Raw genomic sequence first — 23781 nt, 5'->3', positions numbered from 1 at the left:
CTACCTTTTCACGACTTTGATGGCCTTTCTCCACCCTTGGCCTTGGAAATCAAGGAGGTAGTTCCCTGCGGCTGCCGGTAACTGCAACTTCTGCACGGTACCGCTTGCCGAAATGACTGGCATCACCATTCGGCCACGCATGTCATAGACCCTGATTTCCGTTGTTTCATTACCAACAGGCAGCAACACGTTGATCCAGCCATCATGCGTCGGATTTGGATACAAGGTGAGGCTTGGCTCCGCAAATTGTTGCATTCCAATGATCACGTCTTGGGTCAGCAATTCGGCCACCAAATCCACCGATCGGTCGCTGCTGTTGTACCAACGCTCAAACCGGTCAATGTCGGGGCTGCTGTTGGCAAAAGTCTCATCCAACCATCCCGGCCGCACCGTCTGATACCAAACGCGGGCGCTTACCTGCAAGTTCCCGGCGTACCCGTTGAGCGGAATATGGTAATGCACGATGTCGCCTCCCGTACCTTCGGTAGCACCATTGTGGTTGAAATCCGGGTCCGTTTCTGCTCCGCCTGCAATTTCGGTAGTATCCGTATAGTTGGGGTGACTGCTCGAAAACCCTTGAGGCACAAGGCGATTGTCCTTGATATGGGTCACGGCGCGCTCCAAGGTGGTCGTCACGTTGCCATTCACATCCCCCATGATAAACTCATAAATTTGCGCCTGCCCCGGATCGTTGATGATGTTGTGGTGGGGTTCAAATCCCGGATCCTGTCCCTTGACTTCGTAATTGGAGCCCAAAACACCCGATTGAAACAGGGTATCGCCATTTGCCTCTCGAACGACAAATTCGACGAAAATGCGCCTTGAGGGATAGCCTGATGGGAATTTATGTCCCACGCGGTTCAGGAGATTGAGGTCGTATTTGACGGTGTCGGATGTGCGTTGCATCTGTGTCAATGTCATCGTCAGACCATCCCGCAGGCTTCTTTGGGTGCGGGCGATCGTCGTGTCAAAATTGGCTGCCGTCGCTTGAATGTCAAGACTGTCGGTATAGGCCTTCATCATCCTGAGCATAAACGCGTTGCTGCCGACAAAAAAGTGCTTGGAATAGGGGGACCTGGGAAGGGTCGAACTGACATCGGGCCCGGAAAGTAAAACGCCATCATCATAGCGTGGCATGTGACATCCTTGGCAACTGATATCCCCATTTGGATAATCAGAATTGAGCCACTCATGGTATGTGGCCTGTTCGACAAACTCTGAACCGGTGTATTGGCCTTGAAGATCAACGCTTTCCGTGATGAGGGTGTGGCAGTCAGCACAAACTTTGGATTCTTGGATATGGGGACCATAAGCCACCACCAAATGATAACTGGTAAACATCGGTGCCACAATAGGCCCGGGATATTGCCCATAAACCGTGCGACCGGAGTCCAAAAAGAGTTGTCCCGAGAAGGAAATTCCGAACGAATCGGAACGTTGGCTATGGCAAGACATGCAGCTTACACCGTCCAAGCCGAGGGTATCTGATTGCAGCATCGCCATGCTGTAATCGGCTTGCCCGTGGGATTCGAAAAAATGCGTGTAGCGCCCAAGCGGCGCATGGCAGGAGAGGCATTTGTCTTCCAAGGCCGTTTTGTGCGAAGGATTGATCAATCCCTCATGGCTTACTTGCGCCATCCAAAATGGATCTTTTGCCGAAAGCGCCATCATCGTCGCCCGCCAATCATCGACCATGTTGATGTCCCTACCCAGACTGTCGACCAAGGCAACGCCATTCGGATCTTTTCCATGGCAGTTTTCGCAAGTTCCAGCACTTAAAAAGTAATGCCCATCATAGTCGGGAAGGCTGTCAATCGCATGGATTTTGAGCAATTCGGCCATTGTTTCCTTGCTCAACAGGGTGCCGCGCTGTGCTTGCAATTCGCCTTTGGGGCGCAGAATCGGGATCAGTCCTGAGACCAACAGGAATCCGCCAAATGCAAGAAGGATAGGGGAAAGGCGTAACTTTTTCAATTCGGAACCTATTTTGCCCTTAAAGTAATACTCATTCGCTGCTTTTTCAATGTTGAATCTTGAAGACCGCGAGAATTCGTTGCACAACTCGGCATTGAATTTGTTTGTTGCAGCAAGATACATTTTCTTTGAGTGGCCCAAGTAAGGGCCTGAAAACGATTCGAATTCAATGCAAAAAGCAATTTTTTCCCTGTTGGTTTGTTTTTCCTTTGCCCTGAGCCTGCATGCGCAAAAGCCGAAGGGGACCTATTACGTCGGTGCCAATGCCGGGCTGAACTTGCGAGCTGTCGCCACGACGACAGGCGATAAATTGGCGACAGGACTTTATGGCGACGCGGTCGAAATCATCACGCCTGCCAAAGATCAAAGCATGGTCGTCGATGGCATCACGGGCGGAATGGCCCAAGTCAACCACAACGGCAAAACCGGATACATGTTTGACGGGTATTTGTTGGCTTTTCCCGCGCCCAACAAAAGTGTCGAGGTCGAGAAGTATGTTGGTGATCTTTGGACGGCAGAGGCGGATGTATTGCACGAAGTCCTGCGCCGCGATTGGGGTGGCTATGCTCAATACACGCAGACCATATTCTTTAAAGAGATTCGCTGGGCGGATGCCTTTGTCATTGCGAAGAATCTTTTCGGGATTCCCGCGCCGCTCCAATACCATGGCGACAAAGGCAAAGGCGTTGTGACCACCAAAAATCCGAATGCAATTTCGGAGGCTTGGACCGACGAATTGCAAACCACCTACACCGCGAGCGGCACCATCGAGAAGATCGTGTATTCCTACCGCGCAGAAGGCGGAGGCCACGTCATCAGCATCGAGCCGACAACGGAAACGGGCTTCACGCTCAAAATTAGCGAATTGCAGATCGCAGACTGAGCCAAGGCAAACTGATATTCAATTTGCCTTGGCCCAATTTGCCTGAAATCGATGCCTCAAGCCTTTTTGACCGGGCAAGTCGAAAATCCGAAAATGGTGTACAGCGGGCAGAATCCCAGCAGGCTCGTGAGCACGAAAACGCCGCTCAGGCCCAGCAATACATAAGCCAAAACGCCGGAAATGACGTTGGTAACGAACAACACCGTGACGACCAACGCAATGAGTATCCTCACGCCGCGGTCAATGTTTCCCATGTTTTTTTTCATCGCCTTTAAATTTCTTGTGTAGAATTTGGAACAGATACTGCTAGTCCAGCCTGCAATACAATGTTCGGGGTTCCAAGTGAAGGCTTGGGCAACCTATGTTACAACATGGATTGACCTTCGTCAGAAAATTGACTGACAATTCGCATCTTTCGGTTTCAATCACTGTCGAATGAAAACAGAAAAATTCGGTTCGCTTGCCTTGGCGTTGATGATCCTATTGGGATTGGCGGCCTGCAAATCTTCACAATCCAACGATGTGCCGCTTTTGAGCTCGCCCAACGGCCAAATCACGGTCGGATTCGCGCTTTCCGGGATGGGAAAACCGCAATACTGGGTCAAATTCCGGGACACCTTGGTGGTTGACACCTCCTCTTTGGGCTTGTCGCTGAGTGGATTGCCCTCCTTGGAGAATGGTTTTGAACTGGAAAAAGTGCAGGCGGATGCGTTTGACGAAACCTGGGTATTGCCATGGGGCGAACGTGGGCATTTACGAAATCAATTCAACCGGCAGACGATTTTTCTACGGGAAAAAGCTGCTCCCAAACGGCAGTTGCACCTGATATTCAGGGCCTACGACGATGGAATTGCCTTTCGCTACCATATTCCGCAGCAAGACAGCCTCTCCGAATTCAAATTGGCCGACGAAGCCACGGAGTTTGACATCGTGGGTGATCCGACCTGCTGGTGGATTCCCGGCGACTGGGACAGCTACGAGCGCCTGTTCAACACCACCAAAGTCTCCGAAATCAATGCCCTCGCCAAGCAGCGGCATCCCAATTTGGTTTGTTCGACGATTCCCTACAATGCCGTTGCGACCCCGCTGACACTGCGCCTGCCTTCGGGCGTGCACATGAGCATCCACGAAGCCGCCTTGGTCGATTATCCCGAAATGACCCTGCGACTGGACCCCAAAAACCCGGGTTTCGCCACCGAATTGGTCGGCCGCAAAGACAGCCTCAAAGCCGATCTCAAAGCCCCTTTCAGCACGCCGTGGCGGTCCATTCAAATCGCGGAACGTGCAGGTGGCCTGCTGGAATCGGGGCTGATTCTCAATCTGAACGAGCCCAACAAGGTCGGAGACATGAGCTGGTTCAAACCCACGAAATACATGGGTATCTGGTGGGAAATGCACCTCGGGAAGGCAAGTTGGGACATCTCAAGTGGCAAACATGGCGCCACGACCGCCAATGCCAAGCGTTACATCGACTTTGCAAGTGCAAACGGCATTCCGGCGTTGCTCATCGAAGGTTGGAATACCGGTTGGGAGCGCTGGATGGGTTTCCCCGACCGAGAAGGAATCTTTGACTTTGTGACACCTTATCCCGATTACAATCTGGAGGAAGTGGTGGCGTATGGCAGGTCAAAAGGCGTCGAATTGATCATGCACCATGAAACTTCGGCTGCGCCGCGCACTTATGAGCAACAATTGGATACTGCCTACGCCTTGATGCAACGCTTGGGCATTCATGCTGCCAAGACCGGCTATGTCGGGCCGATTCTTCCGGAAGGCGAACACCACGGTGGACAATGGATGGTGCGGCACTACCAGAAAACCGTCGAGGCAGCGGCCAAACATCAAATTGCATTAGACATCCATGAACCGATCAAGGATACGGGTTTGCGCCGTACCTGGCCCAATCTCGTTTCGCGTGAAGGCCTTCGCGGGCAGGAGTTCAATGCGTGGAGCAGCGATGGCTGCAATCCGCCGGAGCATTTGACGATTGTTCCCTTCACTTGTGGATTGGCCGGTCCGCTCGACTATACGCCAGGCATTTTCAATTTGAGTCTCAAGCCCTTCAAGCCTGACAATCAAGTGAAGACAACCTTGGCGCATCAGCTGGCACTCTACGTGGTGATCTACAGCCCTGTCCAAATGGCCGCCGATCTTCCCGAGCATTATGAAAATCAACCCGGATTTCAGTTTATCAAGGAAGTCGGCGTCAATTGGGAGCAAACAAAGGTTCTGCAGGCTGAAATCGGCGATTATGTCGCCATTGCCCGTGAAGAACGCGGTACGGGCGCATGGTTTGTTGGCGCGATCACGGATGAAAATCAGCGCGATATGGAACTTTCCCTTGATTTCTTGAAGCCGGAGGTGCGTTATCAAGTGACCATTTACCGAGACGGTGCAGGGGCAAACTGGAACCAAAATCCAACGGCATTGCAAATCGATTCTGCCTTCCTGACTTCCAAGGATGAACTGAAATTGCATTTGGGCGCAGGCGGTGGCGCTGCAATTTCGATCTTCCCCGTGCGAAAATAGATTGGAAGCCAATCGCTGTTCAAGAGAGCTAAACAAAGCAACGCCCCCGACAACATTGCCGGGGGCGTTGCTTTACAAGTAAATCAAGCCTTAGCGCACAATGATCTTCTTGGAAACCGTTGCGTCGCCGATATTGATTTTCAAGAAGTAGGTGCCTGCTGCGGGACGTTTGATCCGCACAGCTTCTTCGACATCGCCGCGTCCGGTGACTTTGCTGTCAAACACGCGCTGCCCTGCTGCGTTGAAAATCTGCATTTCCACATCGCTTTCCAAGCCTTCGAATTTCACTTTGAAGCTACCATCATTCGGATTCGGATAAACCGAAATTGACAGGCTGCTGGGCAAATTGAGTCCGACAAGGCAGTTGACAGAAACCGATTGCGTCGAGACATCCTGACCGCAGAAACCTGACGAAGTCAGTGTAACTGTATAGGTTCCGTTTCCGCTGTAAATGTGGATTGGGCTCATTGCAGCAGAGGTTCCGCCATCGCCAAAGGTCCATGACCAAGTGTCTGCGCCAACTGAATTGTCGACAAAGACAATTTGTGGACAGAATGAAGTGTCGATGGTGAATGCGCTTTGAACTGCCGCGAATTGTGTGACGACAATCGTATCGGCGCCATCGCAGCCATTTTGTGCAGTACAAGTCACCGTGTACGTGCCTGGCGTGCCGACAGAGATGCTTGGGGTGGTGGCGCCTGTGCTCCACAAATAGGTGTTGTTGCCGGGGAATCCGCCCAAAGTCACTGTACCACCTTGGCAATAGCTCGTGTCGTTGCCCAGCGAGATCGGCAGGGTCGTGACAAAAAATACAGCCACCGTGTCACGGCTGATACAGTTGTTGATGTCAGTCACCTGCAACCACATCAGTCCGGAATCAGGCGTACAAGCAGAGCTTGAAGTGGCCCCGGTGCTCCAGATATAGGAATTGAGACCCGAGGGAGCGTTGAAGCAGGAGGTATCGTTGTCGCAAACGAAGCGGTCCGGACCAAGGCTCAATGTTGGGGCAGCAATCATGGTGATGGCGACCGGAACACGGTTGCTGGTGCAAGCTGTACTTGCATCGGTTACTTCGACATAATACGTCACATTGGCCGTGATGGGCGGTGTACTGTAAGCAGCTGTAGAAGCCAGCAATGTGCCTCCTACGGGCGCATCCCACCATTTGAAGTTCGGTATTGTCGCGCCGCTGCTTGCTGTGAGCAAGGTTTGCGAACCTTCGCATACGTTGACGTTGCCGACGACCGTGGGTGAATTGGGACGGTTGTTGCGGAAGACGATGACCGTATCAATCGATGGCGGGCAGACGCCATTTGAAATCGTCCAAGCAAGCAAAGTGGTACCGATGGGTACGTTACTCAACGTCGTATTCGGGTTGCTGGGCGCAGCAATATTGCCGGATCCGGAAAGGATTGACCATTGTCCGGTTCCAGTGGTTGCAATGTTGGCGTTCAATGTCGTCGTCGAATCGCACATCACGATGTCGGGACCCGCGAATGCCGGCGTCGGCAATGCATCGCGGGTGATCACCACTGTATCATTGCTCGGTGGGCAAACGCCGTTGGTGATCGACCAAACAAAGGTATTGACACCAGGTCCGATTGCAGTAAGACTCGTATTGGGGCCGGCGGGCGTCACAATGGTGCCTGATCCACCCAAAAGGTACCAAAGTCCCGTGCCGACTACCGGTGCATTGCCCGTGACCGACGTGGATTGTGCGCAGATGTCTTGATCTACGCTAGCCGAGGCAGTCGTTGGCACTTGTTGGCGGAAAATCGAAACCGTATCAGCGGTGAATCCGCAAGGACCATTCGCAACCACCCAACGCAGCGTCGTCGTCGAACCAACAACCAGACCGGTAACGGTGGTATTGAATTGATTGACAGAGGTGACTGCGCCTGGGCCCGACAAAATTGTCCAAGTACCCGTACCATAAGTTGGTGAACTTGCATTCATCGTTGCCGTGGCGCTGCAAACGTTGAAGTTGCTGCCGGCATTGGCAATGGACGGTGCACGGTAGACATCAATGCCTTGCGTGGTCGAGCAGTAGCCAAAGTTGTAGGTGACATTGTAAGTCTGCATGCTCGCCGAAGGTTGCGGAGCAGTGAAGATCGAGTTGCTGACCCCCGTGCCGGAAAAGGAGCCGACGTTGCCGGAGTTGGGTTGTGGTACGCCACCCACGGTTGCAGGCGTTGCAGTCAAAGACCGCGACTGACCAGCACACATCGCAGCACCGGAAGAGGTGATTACCAAGTTATTGTTTTGGCGCACGTTGACGGTGATCGAGGAGGTGCCGCCGGCGGAGCAGTTAAACTCGCGCACGTCCACACGGGCATAATCCGTGAAGTTGGGAACCATCGTGATAGAGGCAGCAGTGCCGGCGCAGACAGGGCCATTGTCATCATTGTAGGCAAATGGCCCTGATGTATTATTGCCCTGAAAAGCAAGAACTTGTGTGTTGATCGGCGCGCCGCAGGTTGAGACCGTGTAGCAACCGCCAAGAAGAACCGGAATGCGGAAGTGTGTGCCAGGGCTGTAGTTCACCACGGCCACGAAGTTGCCGCAGCCTGCATTGGGAACAACCTCACCGTAGTAGGTGGCGCTCCTTGTACATGTTCCGCCCGATGTGGTGTTGCCAGCGCATTGCGCCTTCAAACCATGGTTGATGGCCGAAAATGTCAGCAAAAACAAGAATAATGTGAATACAGAGTAAGTGTTCTTTCGCATACCAAACGCTTTGTGGGCCAAGTTCCCCTGCAAATGATTGAATTCAAATCGATAATTTCCCAGCGAACAAGTTACGAAAATAAGACAGATTTTCAATTTCTCCGCTCATTTGATCCCTAAATCCATCAATTATGATTCCCATTTTCCACGATTCGGGCCTATTTTTGACCTAGACGATCCGGGTCTTGCTGGACCGTCAAGGATTCGCTCGATGACATTCATGGCAATGAAAACAATGATTTGGGGAAATAAGGGCTTTTTTGAAGCGCTTTTCGGGATTTTGATGGTGCTTCTCGCTTGCGATACAGCCAATGCCCAAATTGTTGAAAAAGATTCCACCCACTGGGTCGGCGAATGGCGTGACGATGGCAACCTTCAGTACGGTTACAATCTCCATTTGAAGCCGCTCAGCGATGGAAAAATGGGCGGCTACTTCGAATGGAAGCTCATTTGGACCTCACTTCCCGACCACATGTCCAAAGTCGGTGCTGTTGCCCGCGAATACCTCATCGGCACCTATGACCCTGCCACGCACGCGCTTAATCTCAAAGGATATCGACGGGTCGATCCCTCAGACATCATCAGCATGGATGTTTACATCCTCAAAGTCAGCCCTGACAGCAAATCCCTCGAAGGTATCAATGTCAAACCGGGAAACTACCATGGCAGCATGTTTGGCATTTACCTGCCGCCCAAAACCCCGCCTGCGAAGCCGAAACCCACAATTGCCGCAAAAAATGAGCCTGTAAAAACGGTGACCAAGGCGGGAGCAAATCCAGCTTCGAATCCCGATGCAAAACCTTCCGCCAATCCGGTAAAACCCACAAAGCCAACCCCCGTTCAACCACAACCGACCGTGACCACTCCCATCGTGACGGCTGCCCCCGACAAGGAACTGGCTTCTCGCGAAATTGTGACGAAAAAGGAGCTGAAATCGGCTGACAGTCAAGTGCGCATCCGTGTGTACGACGAGAGTATCATCGACGGGGACGTGATTTCCCTGAATTGGAACGGCGAATGGGTGACCCGCTACTACCGCGTGGCCAAAATGCCCAAGGAGATTGTCCTCGACCTGCACCCCGGCGAAAACACCTTGGTCATGTTTGCCGAAAATCTCGGGCGCTATCCGCCAAATACGGCATCGATTTCCGTCCAACGAGCGGGCAAAACAGAGGTTTTTGTGCTCAATTCCGACATGGGCAAAAGCGAGGCCATCAAGTTTTTCAGGGAATAGGCACTGGATGTTGCTTCGTCAAACCTTTTTTGGGCTTGAAACCTTCGACGATCGTGCGTCCGCCATTGCCACCCAAGAGGTGCTGCAAAATCTGAAATACGTCCTGGAACTTCATTCCCATCTCCTGCTCAATGCGTTCCACACGATCATGGAGTTCTGACAAGCCTAGGGCAAGTTGGCGCATCAGAACAAATGCCCGCATGATGCTGATGTTGATTTCGATGGCTGTCGCCGATCGCAAAACGCTGGAAAGCATGCCGACGCCGAGTTCCGAGAATACAAACGGCAGGTATTTTGAGTGTCGCCCGGTTTTGGGTTCTTCGGGATCCATATCGTCAAGGTCGAGTTGAAGAATCTTGAATTCCTCGGGAGTCAATTGAAACATAAAATCTTCGGGAAATCGCTCCATGTTCCGTCGGACTGCCTGTTTCAGCGCCCGTGTTTCCACTTGGTAAAGTGCTGCGAGGTGGTAATCGAGCATCACACGTTGCCCGCGGACTTCGAATATGTTGTTCTTGATAACGGAGACATCCATTTTCTGAAAGTGTTGGTGAAAAGTTGTTTTGAATTTGCTTCACTCAGTGTTGAGAATACAAGATTCGCGATTCATCCAGCCTTGTCAATGGAAGAATTTGCTAAAAAGTAACGCAGAAATGAATGGATTGCGCTGTTTTTACGCCAGAAAATGTTGAGTTTGCTATAAATGAGGTTGTTTTGTGTCTTTTGTTGGTAACGCAGCTTTTCCGTTGCTGGATGTGCAATCATCCTTTAAGATCACAATTTGTGATCTTAAAGCCGTCATCCCCCTCCAAATTGAGCAGAATCGCCGATTCCCGATTCCTCTAAGATCACAATTTGTGATCTTAAAGCAGTCATCCCCCTCCATTTTGGTCAGAATCGCCGATTCCCGATTCCTCTAAGATCACAATTTGTGATCTTAGAGCAGTCATCCCCCTCCAAATGGAGCCGAATCGCCGATTCCCGATTCCTCTAAGATCACAATTTGTGATCTTAGAGCAGTCATCCCCCTCCAAATTGAGTAGAATCGCCGATTCCCGATTCCTCTAAGATCACAATTTGTGATCTTAAAGCAGCGCAACCCTCCAAATGGCGCAGAAGGGCCGATTCCCGATTCCTCTAAGATCACAATTTGTGATCTTAAAGCAGCAGACCCCGCAAAATTGAGTAGAAAAGCAGGTTTCCAAATCCTCTAAGATCACAATTTGTGATCTTAAAGCACCGCACCCCTCCAAATGGCGCAAAATGGCCGATTCCCAAATCCTCTAAGATCACAATTTGTGATCTTAAAGCCTTGCCCCTCTGAATTGCATCCAAGGATTCCCCTCAATGGCCCCGTTGCATCAGGGCCACAAGATCCATCCGACCCGAATTTTCTGCGAGTTCAATCGGCGAAGGACCTTTGCCCTTGCCATGGATGCTGTTGGAGCGGAGATGCGGATCGGCCCCTTTCTCCAGAAGAAAGGTTATTACGGGCATTCGATTGTAACGATTTTGCCTATCCTCGCACGCATAATGCAACAAGGTACAGCCATCCATATCTTGTTGATTGACTCCAAGCCCGTCATTCATTGCCGCCTGAATCTCGGCGATCGAAAGCTTGAGACCGTATTTGCGAATGTTGTAGCTGCGGCTTTTCAGCGGTTTCATGGGGCAGCCGTTGGATCAGCCCCGCTTTCGGGGCGCGTGCGTTTTGGTTTTTACCTTTTCAGGTCGGGTTTTTCCGACACGTTTTCCCGTCGGAGCTTTCACTTTTTTGCCAGTAGGGCCTTTGACAAAAGCGACGGACTTTCCCTTGTGTCCGACCGTTTCCTTCACGGCAGTGTCCGCGGCTTTTGCTTTGGGTTCATCCAACAACCGCTGCGCCAAATCTTCCCGGCCCGCCTTCCGAAGGGTGTTTTTGATCCATTCCCGGTTTTCAGGTTTGTACCAAAAGAAAAATTTATGCTGCAATTCACGTTCATCCTTGGATTTGGGCGTGTAAATCGGCTCCAAAGTATAAGGATGCAATCCTGTATAATAGATGACCGTCGCCACCGTCATCGGGGTAGGGGTGAAGCTTTGTACCTGCTCCAATTGGAATCCCATCGCTTTCGTTTCCGCCGCCAAGTCGGCCATGTCTTCGCTGTTGCTCCCCGGATGGTTCGAAATGAAATAAGGGATCAACTGCTGATTCAGGCCATATTTCTTGTCGATTTCGTCGAATTTTTTCTTGAATTCGTGGAAATGCTTGAAGGAAGGCTTGCGCATGATCTTGAGCGTGGCGTCGCTCGTATGCTCGGGCGCGACCTTGAGCCTGCCGGAAACGTGGCGGCGCAAAACCTGCTCCATGTATTCGTCGAGGCTGTCGTCACCTTTTTTATTGTAGCTCTTGACCAGCAAGTCATAACGAATGCCGCTGCCCACAAAAACCTTTTTGACCAGCGGATGCGCATCTACCTTGCGGAGCAATTCCGTCATGGGGCGGTGATTGGTGTCCAGGTTGTCGCAAATCACGGGGTGGATGCAGCTGGGCGCCACACATTTTTTGCAAATCGCTTCGTCCTTGCCCTTCAGCTTGTACATGTTCGCGGAAGGGCCGCCCATGTCACTGATATAGCCTTTGAAGCCCGGCATTTTGGTGACTTGCTCCACTTCGCGCAGGATGCTTTTCTCGGACCGGCTCGAGATGAATTTCCCCTGATGCGCCGAAATCGTACAAAAACTGCATCCGCCAAAGCAGCCGCGGTGCATGTTGATCGAAAATTTGATCATTTCGAAGGCTGGAATCGCCTCCTTCTTTTCATATTTCGGGTGGGGGAGACGGGTGTAGGGCAGGTCAAAGCTCGCATCCATCTGCGATTCAGTCATCACGTCACAAGGCGGATTTACAATCAACACCTGCTCTCCGACATCCTGCAAAATGCGGCGTGCCTGAAGCTTGTTGCTTTCCTGTTCGACGATCTTGAAATTGCTGGCGTAGTTGCGTTTTTCTTCCTGACAGGCTTCGTGTGAGGCGAGGCGAACGTCTTTCCAAAGTTTGTTTTTGGGTGCTCCTTCTTCCTTCGAACGCAAAATCGCCGTTTGAGGAATGTTGTGCATCGAGCTCACCGGCACTCCCCGTTTCAAGAGGCGGATGACCTCGCGCAGCGGTTGTTCGCCCATGCCATAGACCAAAGATCCGCGCCACTGCTCACCAAAATGCTCGGCAACAAACGATCCTGCCAATAGTCGTAGTGGCTTACCCGCCGCAAGGAGGCTTCGATGCCCCCAATGATCACGGGCGTATCGGGATACAATTCTTTGAGAATCTGCGAATAAACCGTCGTCGCATAGTCAGGTCGGAAACCTGCTGCGCCGCCCGGCGAATAGGCGTCGGTTGTGCGACGGCGTTTGTTGGCGGTGTAATGGTTGATCATCGGATCCATACATCCGCCGGTAACGCCAAAAAACAGCTTGGGTTGCCCGAATTTCTTGAAATCACGCAGGTCATCCCGCCAATTGGGTTGCGGGACGATGGCAATGCGAAGTCCTTCGCTTTCCACAATGCGGCCAATTACAGCGGTTCCAAATGTAGGATGGTCCACATAGGCGTCTCCGCTGATGAGTACCACATCGACTTCTTCCCATCCGCGAAGGTCCAATTCTTTGCGCGTAATGGGCAACCAATCCGTAATCGGGCGTTGCGGGACTTTGATCATGGGGCAAATCTAGGAATAAAAGGTCAGAACCGATGGCTATGCCTTCGGTGCCTCCTTACAACTGCCTCGATCCAAAATTGTTGGCTTGCCTAGCGGCCACCGTCTGAGGATTCTTCCTCGGAATCCCATTCTTCATCAACGGGCTCGGTGCTTTCCTCTTCAACGGGAAGGGGTTCTTCAGCTGGAACCTCTTCTGGCAAGACTTCTGCAGGCGTTTCTTCCACAGCCGGCTCCTCAATTACTTCTGCCGGGCTTACGGGATTTTCAGCCTCATCGATCGCTTCTTCCAGGATTTCAGTTCCTTCGGGGGTCTTTTCCTCAGCAGGTGCGACGCCTTGAAGCACGGAATCCGAAAGCTCCTCTGCCGGCGTCTCCGCGGGTGCTTCCTCGGGTACCACCTCCTCGGTGCTTGTTCTGCCACCCAAAACAATATCGTCTACAAACAAAAAGCAGCAGTTGGTTTCGCCATGCATGTTGCAATGGCCGTTGGGCTGGAACTGAAGATTCACAAAATCGGGAACGCCTGATCCTGTTGCACTTACCGCAATGCTGAACTTGTCATATTTTTTGTTGAGCTTGAGTTCCGTGTCTCCGAATGCCAATGTGTCGATACCACCTTCTGCAGTTCTTGCACCCAAGATATAGCTCACGGAGGCTTTTTCGCATTCGGCCTTGTCACCAATGTACTTGTAGTAACCCGTGACTTCAGCGGCATTGCCGACTTCGGGGCTGATATTGCTGTTCCAAATGCCGGGTTGGTAGTTTTTGTACACCCAAGATTTGGCGGCAAGCTTGCCAATGTTGGCATCCTTGCAAACGGCAGCACCACTTGGGTCTGCGACCGTCCATCCCATCGGGATTCCATTGGGTGCCAATTGTTCAAAACCCCCGTTAAAACCTTGGCCAAAGCCCCAAAAGGGTACAGCCAGCATCAATGCAAGTAGAATTCTTTGCGACATATTCCGTATAAAAGCGTTCGAGCTTCTTAATTCAGGCGTTAAAAAAGCACAAATTCTACCAGATTACAGCAACAATTCTGAGTAAATGATTTTTTTTCATGTCAAACGCCCTTCATCCGCCAAATTACATTGTTGATTCAAGGTCGATTTTCAACCGTTCGGGAAATTAGTTGACACTTGGCATAGACGGTTGCCGGACTTTGTTTAGCTTGAGTTGTTTTAATTTCAGCGCCAGAAAAGTCTATGAAGAAGCTACTTTACACAGTCCTTTTGCTTTTGATTGTTGTGGTTGTGAAAGGCCAAAATTCCTACACGATTACATCGATCCCGTTTAATCCAGATCCGTTTTCGTCGGGCACGTCGGCTAATGTTGCTTACGACGACATGTATGGCAGCGTAGTTCCATTGCCATTCAGTTTCTGTTTTTACGATGCGCCTTACAACTTTATCGTGATCGGCTCCAACGGTATCGTGACTTTTGACACGACCGTCGCCAATAGTTACTGTCCGTGGCCGATCAATACCCCGGTTCCCAACGTGGACATGACCAACAAAAGCATCATGGCGCCGATCCAAGACCTCAATCCTTCATTTGGGGGGACGATCAAGTATGATCTTCAAGGTGTTGCACCTTACCGCCGCTTTATCATTTCCTATTTTGAGGTGCCCATGTTCAGCTGCTCCACAATGTTGTTTTCTGAGCAGATCATCCTTTATGAGACCTCCAATATCATTGAAACGCATATCATGAACAAGCCGCTTTGCTCCACTTGGAATGGAGGTGCAGCTGTGCAGGGCATTCAAATTGACTCTTTGATTGGATTTGTCGTGCCAGGGCGCAACCATCCTTCGCAATGGACCGCAATCAATGACGGCTTCCGCTTCCAGCCTGTTGGCAATTGCGCAGGTCCCGTGCCTTCTGACTCGGTTTCAGGAAAGGTTTTTGTGGACTACAACAACAACTGTCTTCAAGATCCCAACGAATTCCCGATTCAGAACAGGGCTGTCCTTGCCAACAACGGTCAATTTTACGGTTGGTCCAATGGCACAGGCCATTACGCCATCGGCATGGTTCCCGGCAACTACACGATTTCTGAATACGTCACCGGACCTTACTTCGCAAGCAATTGCGTCCCCGGTGGGGCCTACAACGTGACCGTTTCTGGCAATACCTACAACAATGCTGACTTTGCTGACTCAGTTGCCGTGATATGCAGTGACATCATGGTCGACGTCGGCACCGGACCTATGCGTCGCTGCGGTACATCCTACGCGGGCATCACGTACTGCAACAATGGCAATTATCCCGATTCGAATGTCGTGATCAACCTTTTCCTCAACGATTCGCTCACAATCGACACGACTTCGATGCCCTACACTACGACCGGCATCAACGCCTATCAATTTGCCATCGGTACCTTGATGCCAGGCCAATGTGGCAACATACAGCTGGTGCTCAACGTCGGATGCGACAGCGCAGGCACCGAATATTGCCTCTCCGCCCAAATCGTAGGCACCTATGCGACCGACTGCGATCCAATGAACAATTCTGGTTCTGAATGCCAGGTACTCGTCGCTGCTTGTGATCCCAACGAAAAGCGGGTCGCCGCTCAAAATGGCCATGGCTACGTTTTCCAAGACGACATCGATGCCAACGACGAACTCACTTATCAAATCAGTTTCCAGAATTTGGGAACTTCCTATGCTGAGGATGTTGTGATTCGCGACACGCTTGACGATACGCGTTTGCGTTTGGAGACCTTCCAGGCAGGAGCCGGCAGTGCACCTTATAATTATGTGCTGATCGGCAACGTAGTCATTTTCAGGTTTGAAAATATCATGTTGCCTGCGGCCTCGGTCAACGAACCCGGCAGCCATGGCTTCGTCAAGTTCTCGATCCAGCAGGAGCAAGGGCATTTGCCTGGAACGGTCATCCAAAATGATGCCGCCATTTACTTCGATTTCGAAGCGCCGGTATTCACCAATCAGACCGTCAATACCATCCCGCTGAACTCTGCTGTGACCATCGGAATGCAAGATGTGGCCCAGATTTATCCCAATCCAGGTAAAGATCAACTGATCGTGCAGCGGATGATCGACCAAGAAATGGAATTCGTTTTGTATGACCTCGCAGGCAAGGAAGTGCGTCGCGCGACGTTGAACAGCATGCGTACTTCGGTCAACACCGCCGATCTGAATGCAGGAGTCTATCTTTACCGCCTCCAATCCAATGGGCAGCTGTTGGAAGCCGGCAAATGGATGAAACAATAACAGCTTTTAAGGCATGAAAACGGGCAAATGGTGCTTTCCATTTGCCCGTTTTCATTTTCGTTTTCCGGGAAACAGAACGCCCCATAGAAGACCCATGCAGGCTATTTTCCACTCATCGGCCAAGCATTTCCAAAACGATCGGCTCCATCAATTTTACCCAAGCAGAATATTGTTTCCCCGAAGGATGTAAACCATCACCGGCGACCAATGATGGGTCTTCCAGTCCTTTGCGGGAAATTGGCGTGATATCGATGAATTGGACCCCAGAGGCAATGCTCACGCGTTTGGCGATCGTATTAAAGTCGTCGATGCCGCGGCTGATGGATTCGTGGTGGTCCTTGTAGAGCGGTGTGTAGGAATAATCGGGAATGGAAACCACGAATACCCGCTCCTTGCGCCCTTTGGCCAGTCGGATGGCGGTCTCGAGCAAACCCTGAAACCTTTGTTTGTATTCATCGATGCCACGGCCCTGGAAAAAGTCATTAACGCCGATACAAAGGCTCACGAGGTCATAGTCGGCATCGACCGTGGAGGCGGCGATGGCTTCTTTCAAATCCTTGGTTTTCCAACCGGTCCGGGCGATGATTTTGTACCATTCGACTTCAATGCCGGTCGCTTGGAGGCGATCGCGCAGCAGCATCGGCCAACGTTCAGCCTCAGAAACGGATTCGCCAATCGTATAGGAATCCCCCAAAGCCAGGTAGCGGATGGAAGCCGGTACCGCACCGGTGGTATTTCCCGAATGGGGTTGAAAAGCCAACATTCCCAATCCCAAACCCGCCAAAGCCAGTCCGTAAAGGGCAAATCGTAACTTTTTTGAAAATCTTCGAATCGCGATCATTTCCTAAACTAACGGTAATTCCCCGAATTTGGATGACCTGCCCCAACAAAAAAGCCCCCAGCTAAACCGGAGGCTTTTTTTATGTTCGAATCATTCCTTCAAACTTTCGCAGCCTTCAACAACCGCAAAAACTTGTCGATCGGTAGATATCCAAGTTCGCCAGCGTCGGCCTCGACGGTTTTTGCTGCGAAATCGTAGCGGAATTTGGTGACTGGACGGTCCCAACAGCCGGAGTCTTCGGCAATCCAGCCTTCGTTGGTGGGCTGCTCATCTTTGGTAACGACAAATACATGGTAGCCACTCGGGCAACGGCTGAATTGCTCGGCGAGGTTCAGAGACATGGGATTGGAATCCTCGAGCCGTGTTTTGACTTCTTTGAACAGCCAATTTTTCAAATCATCATTTTCCTCATCGTCATAGATGTACATCCGTTGGCTGTAGTCATGCGCGTCATATTCTTCGGCGTCGCGATTTTCGGCGATCAGTTTGCGAATGGAGGCAATGGCGGCTGATTTTTCGTCGGAAACCTTGGAACTTACCGATTGCTGCACGGGTTCCGATGCCGTTTGGGCGGATTGTTCCTCGGATCCTGCAACAACATTTTGGGTTTCACTTTGAACGGCAACCTGTTTAGCCTCCGAAGACAGGATCGCTTCTTCGGTCTGCGCCACGGTTTCCGTCGCTTCAGTTTTACGTTTTTCCTTTCCACCGCCATCGGCGGCTGGACTGGTCAGCTTATCCGTCGCAAAAACTGCAACCGGGATCAACAAAAGCAACGCGAACATTTTGGGATTCATAGGGCAATCAAATTGAAGGTGGATTTGCTGTATAACGTACAGGCTCTCAAAAAGGTACAGTTGCGATCAAATTTTTATTGCCTTCGTGCGAATCAAAATTTCGGCAACGATCAAATTGGGAATCCAACTGAGCCACGCCGAACTTTCAACGACAAATTCAGGATGCCAATGCCAGACGCTTGAGGCCAGGGGCACATAAATACGCAGGGTCACCGCGGCCAATGTCAGGGCAAAACTCCGCGTCATCCAGTCACGGTGTGCGAGGATGTCTCGTTTTCGGATGGTCGCATAGGCCATCCATGTCGTCCAAAGCCAAAGCACCGACATGATCAGGAAGCCAATCGTAGACAAGATGCCGCCTTCTGAATAAAACGCCATGAATTGCCCCGAGGGGCCGGCTACAAGCAAAATGGCAGCGAGATAAACCTTGCCCAACAACCGGTGCACCTGCATGAACTTTCTCCGGAAGGCCCTCAAAAACTGCCATGGCCCCGTGATAATGGCCAGCATGCCGCCCGTGATGTGAATGTAAAATGCTGTGCGCCAGTAGGGATTGAAAACGACATCCTGCTTTTTCAAAAGAAAATTGCAGTCACTGCAAAAGGAAAAGTAGAGCGTCGTGATGCCAAACAGGAATATAGAAAGCAGGGTCAGGGTCGCCCAACCCGAGAACAATCCCAACTTTTGGATCATTTTGCCTCCCATTCGCCCGGAAATTATAAGCCTATCAACGGAAACCTCGAAGGAAAGATACAACCATTCAACACTGCTTACGGACCACTCAAGCAAAATATCTGACAATCTTGGCATTCCACCACTAAAATAATGTCTATTGAATCAATAGAATTATGTATCTTCACATGTAGGTGTTTGTTTACGGATTCGGGCCAAAAGAAGGAATTGGTGTGGCCAAAAGGAACAATTGCAGGTGCATTATGAAGAAGATTGGATTGTCAATTTCAGTTTTGCTATTGCTGACGGGGATTGGAATGGGATTGAATGCCCAAAACTTAACCGTCAAGATCAAGTTGGAGAAGGCGCTTCCAGATGCCAATGAGTTTATCCTTACATGGGAAGGCGGCGATTACAAAACCACATACTACGCTGTGAAAGAGGTGCTTGAGGCTGAGCCAATGGTGCGCCAACAGATATTTCTCTATCAGCAGCAGCGCATCAGTGCGATTGTGAAGCAACCTTGGACCTTTGAACACCTGCGTACGCTGTTTGAATCCAAGGGATTTCAGGTGATGGACAAGTCCAATACCACTGCCGAACACCATTGAGTCTAACCTTAACCCACAATCGACGATGAAAACGTTTAATCATTGGCTTCTCGCAATTTTTCTGCTCCTTCCTTTTGGGCTGGGTGCACAAACGTTTACGCAGACCAACGGAACCGTCAATGCCTGTTCCGGCAACTTCTACGATTCCGGCAATGTCGGCGGAACCTACCTCAACGGTGAAAATTCGACATTCACAATTTGCTCCAATTCGGGAAACTGTGTGCGGGTCTCATTTTCAGCGTTTGATCTGGAAAGCGGATGGGATTACCTCTATATCTACAACGGTCCCTCGACCGCTTCTCCGCTGATCGGCACCTACACGGGCTTGACTTCGCCCGGTGTCGTGACATCGACCACAGGCTGCTTGACCTTTCGTTTTACCTCTGACGGATCGGTCACATATTCAGGATGGGCAGCGTCAATTTCCTGTGTTCCCTGCGGGGGCGGCGGTGGTGGTTGCCTCCCCAACATCGGGAATTGTTCCGATGTGGCCTGCTCCGGCTCCTTTTATGACAATGGCGGCGCTGCCGGAAACTACACCAACGGCGCCAACCTCACCCATACAATATGCGGTACACCGGGAAACTGCGTTCGCGTGGCATTCTCCTCCTTTCAACTCGAATCCGGTTTTGACTACCTCTACATCTATGACGGCCCCAACATTGGCTCGCCTTTGATTGGTACTTACACTGGTACGACGTCTCCGGGGACCGTGACATCCACTTCGGGTTGTCTTACCTTCCGATTTACCACAGACGGTTCCGTGGTCCTTGCCGGATGGAACGCCACCATATCGTGTACACCTTGCGGAGGGGGGCCGTGCCTCCCCAACATTGGCAATTGTACGGCATCGGTTTGCTCGGGGAATTTTTACGATTCTGGTGGCGCAGGGGGCAATTACGGCGTCAACGAATCGTTTACACAAACGATTTGCTCCAATTCCGGGAATTGCGTGCGTGTCAATTTCACAGCATTCAACACAGAGTCCGGGTTTGACTTGCTCACCATTTACGATGGCCCAACCACGGCTTCGCCCGTGATCGGCACCTATTCCGGCGCGGTGTTGCCGGGCGCTGTGACCTCCTCAACGGGTTGCCTCACATTCCGATTTGTGACTGATGGCTCTGTTGTTTCCTCAGGGTGGCAGGCGACAATCTCCTGCGTGACCTGTCCAGGGAATTTTAACTGTTACATCAATCCCGTGAGCAACGGGCATGGATTGCCTGCCGGATTCACCCAAGGTTGTGACGATGTGTGTTCTTCAAGTTTAATTCCTTTGGGGTTCACATATAATATATGTGGCGGTGCCTATACGGATATGTATGTGAACATGAACGGCAACGTCACATTTGGTGCGCCATTCTACACGTTCACATCAACCGGGATGCCCAACAATACTTCGGCGGTCATGGTCGCCCCGTTCTGGGCAGACGTCGATACACGCAGTTGTGGTACGGTGTATCACCGGGCCAATGCCACCAATACGATTGTCTCGTGGCACAACGTCGGGTATTACAGTTCGCAGTGCGACAAGTTGAATACTTTTCAGTTGATCCTGTCCAATGGCACGGATCCTCTCATCGGCGTCGGAAACAACACTGCTTTCTATTATCAGGGAATGTCTTGGACGACGGGGAGTGCCTCCAGCGGCGTCGGCGGATTTGGTGGCGTCCCTGCCACCGTAGGCATCAACGCCAATGACGGCATCAATTATTCGCAGATTGGCGAATTTGATCATGCAGGCGCAGGTTACGATGGCCCACATGCGACGGCCGATGGGGTCGATTATCTCGACAACCGTTGCTTCACATTCCCTGCAGGTGGCTGCAACATCTTGCCGGTCAATTACACAAGCATCACCGCCACACCCGTCGACGGCAGCTACATTTCCGTCGATTGGTCGACCAATTCGGAGTCCAACAATGCCGGATTTGAAGTCGAGCGCTCCACGGATGGAGTCCATTTTCAAATGCTTGAATTCGTAGAAGGGCTGGGACAAAATGGCGATGAAGCTGTTGATTATCAATATGCCGACCACGACGTCCGGCGCGAGGTGATCTATTGGTACCGCTTGCGGCAGCTCGACGAAAATGGCCTTGCGCTGTATTCGCCCGTCGTGCAGGCCATGCTCACAAGTGCCTACAAAGGCCATGTCGAAGCGGCTTATCCCAATCCATTTGAGGACGAGATTTCCTTCGAATTGGATGCGCAAGTGAATGCCGTTTGTGAAATTTCGTTGACGAATTCGATCGGTCAGGTCGTGCACCGCGAAGTCAAGAATGCCTACCAAGGCGTGCAGACGCTGTCGATTTCGACGGAGAATCTTGCATCCGGGATTTACACCCTTTCGATTAAACTCGATGGAAGGCAAATTTCAGCACAGAAGGTAACGAAGTGATCCTTTAAGCGGTAGGGGGGGTATCTTGTCCGTTGCAGGTTGATGCTTTTTCTTCCTGTTGAGGGGCATTCAGTTCCATTGGATTCATCTTCGAAGGACTTTCCGGCAGGCAGCTTGGAATAATTAACCTTTGCGATTTCGTCTGAAATGTCATCCTGTGGAGGGTGTCATTTCGGGAATAATCATTAACTTCAGATTCGCCCTTTCTAAAAATATTTCGACGAAGATGAAATTGAACTCTACGCATCTTTTGCGCTTGGCTTTTGGCCTGTTGCTATTGTCTCCCTTGGCTGGGAAAGCACAATCCACGACTTTCAACTTCACGGGTGGCCCGCAGATGTTTGTCGTCCCGCAAGGATGCAATACAGCTGTGCAGGTAGATGCTTTTGGCGCAGAAGGTGGCGGCAATAGCGTGGCTGCAGGCGGAATGGGCGGGCATACACAAGCAACCATCCCCGTTACGCCTGGCGAAACACTCTACGTATATGTTGGAGGCACGGGTGATGTCAATGGCCCTGCCGGCTACAACGGTGGTGGTACCGGTATTGGCGGCTCGCCTGGAAATCCAGGTAGCGGGGGAGGAGGCGCCTCGGATGTGCGTAAATCGGGGAATACATTGGCAGACCGATGGGTGGTTGCCGGCGGTGGTGGCGGCGGAACCGAAAATGGCGGCGTCGCAGTTGGGGGAGCAGGTGGCGGATTGATCGGCGGCTCGGCAAATCCGGGTGGAAATCCATGGGGCTGCACGCCCTTGGTGGTCGCGACAGGCGGCACGCAATCTGCTGGCGGACTCGGCGGAACTTCCGTTTCATGCGCTTGGGATGGCTTTAACGGTGCATTTGGACAGGGTGGCAACAGTCATAACAATTACCGTTCATCGGGAGGCGGTGGCGGATGGTATGGCGGTGGTGGTGCACACAATGGCACTTCAGGCGCCGGTGGAAGCAGTTATGCCCATCCCTCGGCAACCAGCGTCACCCATATCCAAGGTGCAAGAACGGGCAATGGAATGGTCGTTTTGACATTGATTCAGTCGGTCCCGGTCAACCTTGGGCCTGATACCTTGGCTTGCAACGGATACGTGCTCAATGCGGGGCATCCAGGTAATACCTATCTCTGGAGCAACAACGCAACAAGTCAGACCATTTCCGTCACCAATAGCGGTACTTATTCCGTGATCGTAACCGACTCGTCGGGTTGCACAGGAACGGATTCTGTTATGATCAACGTAGTACCGGCGCCGATTGTGAATCTTGGTGCGGATACGAGCATCTGCGTCACCGCTACCTTGGACGCGGGCAACGCCGGAAGCACTTATTTATGGAGCACCAATGCGACCACCCAATCGATTGTGGTCGCCGCCGGAACTTATGCTGTGACGGTCACCAACGGCGCGGGCTGTACGGGCAGCGATTCCATTACATTGACACAGGCACCGTCCCCGATTGTCAGTCTTGGCGGCGCTTTGACGGGTTGCGACAGCCTGATTTTGGACGCTGGCAACCCAGGGGAAGCCTACCTCTGGAATACTGGCGCGACCACGCAAATCCTTCTCGTGACCGCATCCGGCATCTACGAAGTCACCGTGACGCAAGTAGGTGGATGCCAATTCGAAGCCGAAGACAGCGTGGTAGTAACCCTCGGATCCACATCCAACGTGAGTTTTCAAGGACTCGACAGCACATATTGTACGGTGGATGGGCCGGTAACCCTCAGTGGAATTCCAGCAGGAGGTACGTTTTCCGGAACGGGGATCTCGGGAAATATTTTTAATCCGACCCAGGCTGGTATCGGCTTGCACACGATTACTTACACCTTTTCCGACAGCCTTGGCTGCACAGGAACGGCTGTCAGCACCACCTTGGTGGACGTTTGCTTTGGCATTTCCGATAATTTCCTTGCCGAATGGGTGCTTTATCCAAACCCGAACAACGGGAAATTCAGCATTCAAGGCCTTCCTTCGGAGGCAACGATCGAGGTCTTCAACGTCTTGGGCGTCCATGTTTTGACCGTCAAGGCAGAAGATGCAAAAGTCGATCTGGACCTTACCCAAAATGGCAGCGGCGTTTATTTGATTGAGGTTGTCTCCAACGGAAGTCGATCTACCAAAAGGGTCGTGGTGCAATAACTCAGACGGTACCCGAAAGGGAAATGGAACACTGCTTCTGAACCGCAAAGGAAGGTCGC

Annotated in this window: 16 protein-coding genes and 1 pseudogene; 7 read left to right on the top strand and 10 right to left on the bottom strand. The window is 51.6% G+C overall.

The window, feature by feature from the left end; translation table 11 throughout:
* Positions 1-1974, bottom strand: coding sequence for a T9SS type A sorting domain-containing protein (locus IPN95_24195; protein ID MBK9452468.1), 1974 nt, complete (start codon positions 1972-1974; stop codon positions 1-3).
* A 169-nt stretch (positions 1975-2143) separates the two neighbouring features.
* Here IPN95_24195 and IPN95_24190 point away from each other — a divergent pair, with 169 nt between their 5' ends.
* Positions 2144-2857, top strand: a complete 714-nt coding sequence (locus tag IPN95_24190) for an SH3 domain-containing protein (GenBank protein MBK9452467.1) — start codon at positions 2144-2146, stop codon at positions 2855-2857.
* Positions 2858-2913: 56 nt separating this feature from the next.
* On the opposite strand, the gene IPN95_24185 is transcribed toward IPN95_24190, so the two are convergent.
* Entirely contained in the window at positions 2914-3123 is a 210-nt protein-coding gene (locus tag IPN95_24185; protein MBK9452466.1) for a DUF2892 domain-containing protein, read from the bottom strand.
* A gap of 208 nt (positions 3124-3331) precedes the next feature.
* Here IPN95_24185 and IPN95_24180 point away from each other — a divergent pair, with 208 nt between their 5' ends.
* Positions 3332-5386 carry a glycoside hydrolase family 97 protein gene (locus IPN95_24180; protein ID MBK9452465.1) on the top strand — a complete coding sequence of 685 codons (2055 nt, stop codon included), beginning with the start codon at positions 3332-3334 and terminating at the stop codon, positions 5384-5386.
* Positions 5387-5476: 90 nt separating this feature from the next.
* Here IPN95_24180 and IPN95_24175 read toward each other — a convergent pair whose 3' ends face one another.
* Positions 5477-8113 (bottom strand): T9SS type A sorting domain-containing protein, encoded by a 2637-nt coding sequence (locus IPN95_24175; protein ID MBK9452464.1) that lies wholly within the window; start codon positions 8111-8113, stop codon positions 5477-5479.
* A 226-nt stretch (positions 8114-8339) separates the two neighbouring features.
* Between IPN95_24175 and IPN95_24170 the strand changes: the two genes are divergently transcribed.
* Positions 8340-9347: a hypothetical protein gene (locus IPN95_24170; GenBank protein MBK9452463.1), complete on the top strand. Its 1008-nt coding sequence runs from the start codon at positions 8340-8342 to the stop codon at positions 9345-9347.
* Here IPN95_24170 and IPN95_24165 read toward each other — a convergent pair.
* The 4 genes and pseudogenes from IPN95_24165 to IPN95_24150 form a co-directional block, all read right to left on the bottom strand.
* The gene (locus tag IPN95_24165) at positions 9337-9882 is read right to left on the bottom strand and encodes an ORF6N domain-containing protein (protein ID MBK9452462.1); all 546 of its coding nucleotides are present in this window, start codon (positions 9880-9882) and stop codon (positions 9337-9339) included. The genes IPN95_24170 and IPN95_24165 overlap by 11 nt on opposite strands.
* An 809-nt stretch (positions 9883-10691) precedes the next feature.
* Positions 10692-11015: a hypothetical protein gene (locus tag IPN95_24160; GenBank protein ID MBK9452461.1), complete on the bottom strand. Its 324-nt coding sequence runs from the start codon at positions 11013-11015 to the stop codon at positions 10692-10694.
* Between the two features lie 15 nt (positions 11016-11030).
* Positions 11031-13045: pseudogene (locus tag IPN95_24155) on the bottom strand (YgiQ family radical SAM protein).
* 89 nt (positions 13046-13134) lie between these two features.
* Positions 13135-14004: a hypothetical protein gene (locus IPN95_24150; GenBank protein ID MBK9452460.1), complete on the bottom strand. Its 870-nt coding sequence runs from the start codon at positions 14002-14004 to the stop codon at positions 13135-13137.
* Positions 14005-14247: 243 nt separating this feature from the next.
* On the opposite strand from IPN95_24150, the gene IPN95_24145 reads away from it, so the two are divergent.
* Positions 14248-16275 carry a T9SS type A sorting domain-containing protein gene (locus tag IPN95_24145; protein ID MBK9452459.1) on the top strand — a complete coding sequence of 676 codons (2028 nt, stop codon included), beginning with the start codon at positions 14248-14250 and terminating at the stop codon, positions 16273-16275.
* A gap of 112 nt (positions 16276-16387) precedes the next feature.
* Here the strand turns inward: IPN95_24145 and IPN95_24140 are convergent, their stop codons facing one another.
* The 3 genes from IPN95_24140 to IPN95_24130 all read right to left on the bottom strand — a co-directional run bounded on the left by IPN95_24140 (position 16388) and on the right by IPN95_24130 (position 18606).
* The gene (locus IPN95_24140) at positions 16388-17038 is read right to left on the bottom strand and encodes an SGNH/GDSL hydrolase family protein (GenBank protein MBK9452458.1); all 651 of its coding nucleotides are present in this window, start codon (positions 17036-17038) and stop codon (positions 16388-16390) included.
* A gap of 176 nt (positions 17039-17214) precedes the next feature.
* Positions 17215-17913, bottom strand: a complete 699-nt coding sequence (locus IPN95_24135) for a hypothetical protein (protein MBK9452457.1) — start codon at positions 17911-17913, stop codon at positions 17215-17217.
* Between the two features lie 66 nt (positions 17914-17979).
* On the bottom strand, positions 17980-18606 hold the full coding sequence (locus IPN95_24130) for a DUF2306 domain-containing protein (protein ID MBK9452456.1): 627 nt from the start codon (positions 18604-18606) through the stop codon (positions 17980-17982).
* A 242-nt stretch (positions 18607-18848) separates the two neighbouring features.
* Here IPN95_24130 and IPN95_24125 point away from each other — a divergent pair, with 242 nt between their 5' ends.
* The 3 genes from IPN95_24125 to IPN95_24115 all read left to right on the top strand — a co-directional run bounded on the left by IPN95_24125 (position 18849) and on the right by IPN95_24115 (position 23722).
* Entirely contained in the window at positions 18849-19196 is a 348-nt protein-coding gene (locus tag IPN95_24125; protein MBK9452455.1) for a hypothetical protein, read from the top strand.
* A 25-nt stretch (positions 19197-19221) separates the two neighbouring features.
* A complete protein-coding gene (locus IPN95_24120; GenBank protein ID MBK9452454.1) occupies positions 19222-21594 on the top strand; it encodes a T9SS type A sorting domain-containing protein in 2373 nt (790 codons plus the stop codon).
* A 226-nt stretch (positions 21595-21820) separates the two neighbouring features.
* Positions 21821-23722, top strand: coding sequence for a T9SS type A sorting domain-containing protein (locus tag IPN95_24115; protein MBK9452453.1), 1902 nt, complete (start codon positions 21821-21823; stop codon positions 23720-23722).
* The last annotated feature ends 59 nt before the right edge of the window (positions 23723-23781 follow it).

This window comes from Bacteroidota bacterium (genome assembly GCA_016718825.1).
Taxonomy (GTDB): Bacteria; Bacteroidota; Bacteroidia; order J057; family JADKCL01; genus JADKCL01.
The sequence above is the reverse complement of the archived record's forward strand: the minus strand, read 5'-3'. Positions and strand labels throughout refer to the sequence as shown.

What these genes read in the sequence shown, in the direction of transcription:
- IPN95_24190 (MBK9452467.1), top strand. Translation starts at nt 2,144, where the DNA reads ATGCAAAAAGCAATTTTTTCCCTGTTGGTTTGTTTTTCCTTTGCCCTG.
- IPN95_24185 (MBK9452466.1), bottom strand. Translation starts at nt 3,123, where the DNA reads ATGAAAAAAAACATGGGAAACATTGACCGCGGCGTGAGGATACTCATT.
- IPN95_24180 (MBK9452465.1), top strand. Translation starts at nt 3,332, where the DNA reads ATGATCCTATTGGGATTGGCGGCCTGCAAATCTTCACAATCCAACGAT.
- IPN95_24175 (MBK9452464.1), bottom strand. Translation starts at nt 8,113, where the DNA reads ATGCGAAAGAACACTTACTCTGTATTCACATTATTCTTGTTTTTGCTG.
- IPN95_24170 (MBK9452463.1), top strand. Translation starts at nt 8,340, where the DNA reads ATGAAAACAATGATTTGGGGAAATAAGGGCTTTTTTGAAGCGCTTTTC.
- IPN95_24165 (MBK9452462.1), bottom strand. Translation starts at nt 9,882, where the DNA reads ATGGATGTCTCCGTTATCAAGAACAACATATTCGAAGTCCGCGGGCAA.
- IPN95_24160 (MBK9452461.1), bottom strand. Translation starts at nt 11,015, where the DNA reads ATGAAACCGCTGAAAAGCCGCAGCTACAACATTCGCAAATACGGTCTC.
- IPN95_24150 (MBK9452460.1), bottom strand. Translation starts at nt 14,004, where the DNA reads ATGTCGCAAAGAATTCTACTTGCATTGATGCTGGCTGTACCCTTTTGG.
- IPN95_24145 (MBK9452459.1), top strand. Translation starts at nt 14,248, where the DNA reads ATGAAGAAGCTACTTTACACAGTCCTTTTGCTTTTGATTGTTGTGGTT.
- IPN95_24140 (MBK9452458.1), bottom strand. Translation starts at nt 17,038, where the DNA reads ATGTTGGCTTTTCAACCCCATTCGGGAAATACCACCGGTGCGGTACCG.
- IPN95_24135 (MBK9452457.1), bottom strand. Translation starts at nt 17,913, where the DNA reads ATGAATCCCAAAATGTTCGCGTTGCTTTTGTTGATCCCGGTTGCAGTT.
- IPN95_24130 (MBK9452456.1), bottom strand. Translation starts at nt 18,606, where the DNA reads ATGATCCAAAAGTTGGGATTGTTCTCGGGTTGGGCGACCCTGACCCTG.
- IPN95_24125 (MBK9452455.1), top strand. Translation starts at nt 18,849, where the DNA reads ATGAAGAAGATTGGATTGTCAATTTCAGTTTTGCTATTGCTGACGGGG.
- IPN95_24120 (MBK9452454.1), top strand. Translation starts at nt 19,222, where the DNA reads ATGAAAACGTTTAATCATTGGCTTCTCGCAATTTTTCTGCTCCTTCCT.
- IPN95_24115 (MBK9452453.1), top strand. Translation starts at nt 21,821, where the DNA reads ATGAAATTGAACTCTACGCATCTTTTGCGCTTGGCTTTTGGCCTGTTG.